Source organism: Rubritalea profundi, from assembly GCF_002954445.1.
GTDB lineage: Bacteria > Verrucomicrobiota > Verrucomicrobiia > Verrucomicrobiales > Akkermansiaceae > Rubritalea > Rubritalea profundi.
The window spans coordinates 2925368-2929310 of the sequence record NZ_MQWA01000001.1 but is presented as its reverse complement, the minus strand read 5'-3'; the positions used below and the strand labels follow the sequence as shown (position 1 = coordinate 2929310).

Genomic DNA, 3943 nt, shown 5'->3' with positions numbered 1-3943 from the left:
CGCTATAAGTACGTTTGCGTCAGCACTATGGCACGCCACACATGATTGCACTTCAATTGATTGGATCGCGTTTGGAATCACTGGTGGAGCACCATCATAGGCGCGTCGTTCGGCTCGATGAGCAATCACCTCGCCGCGCTCTGCAGCACTCATCACTGGTAGTTCAACTTGCTCGTCAGATGCTTTTGGTAATGTGTTAAGATGACTGACCCAATGGCTATCCACCTTCCAGTCGCTCTCCGGAATATCCGCGTAGCGTGGGGCAACATGCACGTGGTGATCATCAGACGCATGTCCGTTAGGTTGGTTCAACCATGGTTTGTAACCTTGTTCGTCTTTGGGAGAATGACGCATTCCCATAAAGACACCAGAGATAGAAACGATACTAGCAGTCAGCAATACGACGAGTATCACACTCTTGGAACAGGCTATTTTAGCTCCATTTTGATTAGAATTCATGGCAACTTTCTATGTGGAGAACTAGGCTGTGTGCTTCACTATCTTCACAGCACACTTCTTGTAATCAGGTTCCTTTGAGACAGGACAATGTGCTTCTAAAGTCATATCATTGATCAATTTAGTTTCATCAAAGAAAGGCACAAACACGGATCCTTTTGCTGGGCGTGAGCGACCATTGATCCAGACAGGCAAGACCATTTCGCCACGGCGAGACATCACTTTAACTAGATCGCCATTCCCAACTGCTAGATCACTCGCATCGTCAGGGTGAAGCTCGACGTAGGCGCTTGGCATGGCTCCTCTGAGCTGCTTGACGCGCATGGTCATGGTGCCAGAATGCCAGTGCTCTAACACTCGTCCAGTACAGAGCCAAAGCGGGTACTCTTTATCAGGCACTTCAGGTGGAGCCTCGTATGGGCAGAACCAAATCAGAGCTCGGTCATCTTTAGTCACCGAATGGTAGAACTGTATACCTTTGCCCTTTTCCACGTAGGGATCGCTAAATTCTGAGAAGCGGAACTTGGTCTCATGGTAGACTCCATCATCGCCTTTGATGACTGGCCAGCGAAGCCCAGTGTGCTCTTTGAGCACATCGTAAGGAGCTAGATCCTTATGCTTTTTGAATGATAGGAGTCGGTACTCGTCATAGAGATTCTTATCCACATTGATGTCATGATAGTGCGCGTAATCCCAGACTGGCACCTCTGCGCCCTGCTCGTCTTGCATTGCATTGCAAAAATGAACTTTCCGTCCTTGTCCTTCATTCCAGGATAGCCCATTTCAAAAAGTTTGTGGGCAATAGCGAGGGTCATCCAAGCGTCTTCTCTAGCTTCTCCTGGTGGCTCTACTTGCTTGAACCATTGTTGGGTTCATCTCTCAGAGTTACCTACAATACCATTTTTCTCGACCCACAGAGCAGCAGGCAGAACAAGATCCGCGATCTCTGTCGTTGCTGTTGGGTAAAACTCAGAAACGATCAAGAACTTGTCTTTGAGTCCTTCTTTATTTCTGAAAAGCTTCTTAAGGTTTGGCAATGTTTGACCAGGATTTGTCACCTGCACTAACATCGTAGTGATATCTCCACCCTCGGATGTTGGAGTGCAGAACTTCTCCCACATCTTTACAGTGTGGTAACCTGGCTTAGGGTTGATCGTTCCTTTCGGCATGTTCCAGATTTTCTCACAATCTTCACGATGGCCCTCTTTTGCTACGTGCCTACCACCCGGCAACGCGTGCGCCAGTGTGCCGACCTCACGGGCGGTACCGCAGGCTGATGGCTGACCAGTCAAACTCGTCGGAGCATTCCCCGGCGTACCGAAGTGTCCTGAAAGCAAGTGAATGCCGTGGACTAAGCGATTGATCGCAGTGCCACGTGTGTGTGTTGGTTCATCCCCATACACCAAAGTGAGGTGATCTTAAGCTCCGGGTTAGCAAACATTTCGGCCAAAATCATGAGCTTCTCAACAGAAATTCCTGAGAGTTCACTCACATACTCAAATGTGTACGGCTGAAGCTTTTCCTTATATTCTTCAAAAGTACTCGGCTTGCCAAAGAGGTCGCGAGTCTTCTCGTCTTTATCGATTCTGAAATTACAGAACTTTGATACGAAGTCTTTGTCGTAAGTCTCAGTCTCTAACAGATAACGCGCGATACAGTTAGCAATCGCTAGATCTGTTTGCGGAGCCATGTTAAGATAATGGTCAGCAAATTCAGTTGAACGAGTACGTCTTGTTCCTATATCTACCAGCGTCACCTGCTTCCCTTTTGAGCGACGGTCGATAATACGTGAGAACAAAACAGGTGCATTTCCGCGGGATTGTTTCCCCATAGAATCACCACATCCGCAGCATCTAGGTCGTCATAACATCCAGCCGGTTCATCCACACCGTAAGTTGACACATAGCCGGTAACAGCAGAAGCCATACACAAGCGAGCATTCGGCTCGATGTGATTGTTAGAAAGGCCGCCCTTGATGAATTTCTGTGCCGCGTATCCCTCAGGAATTGTCCATTGGCCTGATCCGTAAAAAGCGAATCGTTTTGGATCATTGTAAATCTTTTCAGCCACGACAATGATCGCATCGTCCCAGCTAATCGGCTCTAACACACCATTCTTACGAATCATTGGTTCAGTGAGGCGATCCTTACCATAAAGAATACCACCAACGTGGTAGCCCTTTACGCAAAGTAATCCCTTATTCACTTCAGCTCCTTCATGTCCAGCGATAGCAACCACTTTGTCATTCTCCACTCCCACTTTCACGTGGCAGCCAGTACCGCAGAAACGGCATGGGGCTTTGTCCCACCGAATACCACCTGCGTCCACTGAGCCAATAGGCTTATTTCCAGATTTGGCCTGTGCCGCAGATGTTGCGGCAGCCATTGCTGACAGCTTCAAAAAGCTACGTCGTTCTAACAAATTTCCAATTTTCATACTTAAATATTTTCTACTTTATTGCGATTAGGTTCCTCCACACTCGCGAAAATCACATCCACTGAAACCACTCCGGGGAGATCATCTATCCACTCATGCACATCGTGAGACACACCCACATTAGAAGCCTCTACCACGACTGGAAGGTAACGATCAGCGAGCTCGCCCATCTCCAATTTCCCACTCTTCCGCATCAAGTCCACTGTCTCAGCAGCCAACACTTCGTCATCACTTAGATTTATCAATAGTCCGTTTATTGGCATTCTGTCTCCCTTGGTTTATTTATGAAATACAGCGTCACAGCCACACACTCAAGAATAAAAGAATACAAGATCCTTTATTCTTGTTAAGTCCGTAATATTTTGAGTAATAGAAGAAGTACCGCAACAAAGGTAGCCTCACTCAATGAGGTCATGAGCACAGACTTATCTAGGAAAATCACAATAGCAGTCAGCCTGACAATCGTAGCAGCGATCGGCATTGGCACCCTTATCTTCATCTCCCAAGCCTCGGAGAAAGAGACCGAACTTAGCACTTGGAACAACGACGGACCTAAACACCCAGTCTACATCAACCACCCAGATGGCCTACCGATGGTAGGCTCAGGAAAGCGTGCGCAAGACGGCAGCATTATCTCAGTGAGATGCAACACATGCCATGACAATAAAGCCTCTAACTCTGACGCCCATACCGGCAGTGAAATTCAAGACTTCCACCAAAGCCTCACTTTCAACCATGCACGCTCAGCTGCGTCAGTTGTCACAACTCAGAAAACTACGAAACCCTCCATCTAGCTAACGGAAAGTCGCTTGAGTTCTCTGAGACCAAACAACTCTGCGCGCAATGCCACGGCCCGCAACACAGAGACTACCTCAATGGCAGTCACGGCGGAATGAATGGTTACTGGGATCTCAACCGAGGCCCACGCAAGCGCAATACATGCACAGATTGCCATGCCGTACATGCACCAGCTTACCCAAAGGTTATGCCAGTTTTCCCACCAAAAGTTCGCGCAGGAAGCAAACTCCCGTCAGCGGCACACTAATTTAAA

General features: G+C 47.9%; 5 protein-coding genes and 1 pseudogene. 1 reads left to right on the top strand and 5 read right to left on the bottom strand.

The window, feature by feature from the left end:
* From BSZ32_RS18930 to BSZ32_RS12880, 5 genes and pseudogenes are all read right to left on the bottom strand, one after another.
* On the bottom strand, window positions 1-459 hold a 459-nt coding region (locus BSZ32_RS18930), incomplete at its 3' end, for a hypothetical protein (protein WP_165788835.1).
* 21 nt (window positions 460-480) lie between these two features.
* Window positions 481-1185, bottom strand: a complete 705-nt coding sequence (locus BSZ32_RS19420) for a molybdopterin dinucleotide binding domain-containing protein (protein ID WP_206018841.1) — start codon at window positions 1183-1185, stop codon at window positions 481-483.
* A 143-nt stretch (window positions 1186-1328) separates the two neighbouring features.
* Window positions 1329-1859 (bottom strand): molybdopterin-dependent oxidoreductase, encoded by a 531-nt coding sequence (locus tag BSZ32_RS19415; RefSeq protein WP_206018840.1) that lies wholly within the window; start codon window positions 1857-1859, stop codon window positions 1329-1331.
* Window positions 1808-2841: pseudogene (locus BSZ32_RS20240) on the bottom strand (molybdopterin-dependent oxidoreductase). The gene BSZ32_RS19415 and the pseudogene BSZ32_RS20240 overlap by 52 nt, the downstream one beginning before the upstream one ends.
* A 53-nt stretch (window positions 2842-2894) precedes the next feature.
* A complete protein-coding gene (locus BSZ32_RS12880; RefSeq protein ID WP_105043791.1) occupies window positions 2895-3155 on the bottom strand; it encodes a hypothetical protein in 261 nt (86 codons plus the stop codon).
* Window positions 3156-3305: 150 nt separating this feature from the next.
* Here BSZ32_RS12880 and BSZ32_RS19400 point away from each other — a divergent pair, with 150 nt between their 5' ends.
* Window positions 3306-3686: a hypothetical protein gene (locus BSZ32_RS19400; RefSeq protein ID WP_206018837.1), complete on the top strand. Its 381-nt coding sequence runs from the start codon at window positions 3306-3308 to the stop codon at window positions 3684-3686.
* Window positions 3687-3943: the final 257 nt, after the last annotated feature.

Excerpts from the sequence above, each read along its gene's own strand:
- BSZ32_RS19420 (WP_206018841.1), bottom strand. The coding sequence starts at position 1,185 with ATGCAAGACGAGCAGGGCGCAGAGGTGCCAGTCTGGGATTACGCGCAC.
- BSZ32_RS19400 (WP_206018837.1), top strand. The coding sequence starts at position 3,306 with ATGAGCACAGACTTATCTAGGAAAATCACAATAGCAGTCAGCCTGACA.
- BSZ32_RS12880 (WP_105043791.1), bottom strand. The coding sequence starts at position 3,155 with ATGCCAATAAACGGACTATTGATAAATCTAAGTGATGACGAAGTGTTG.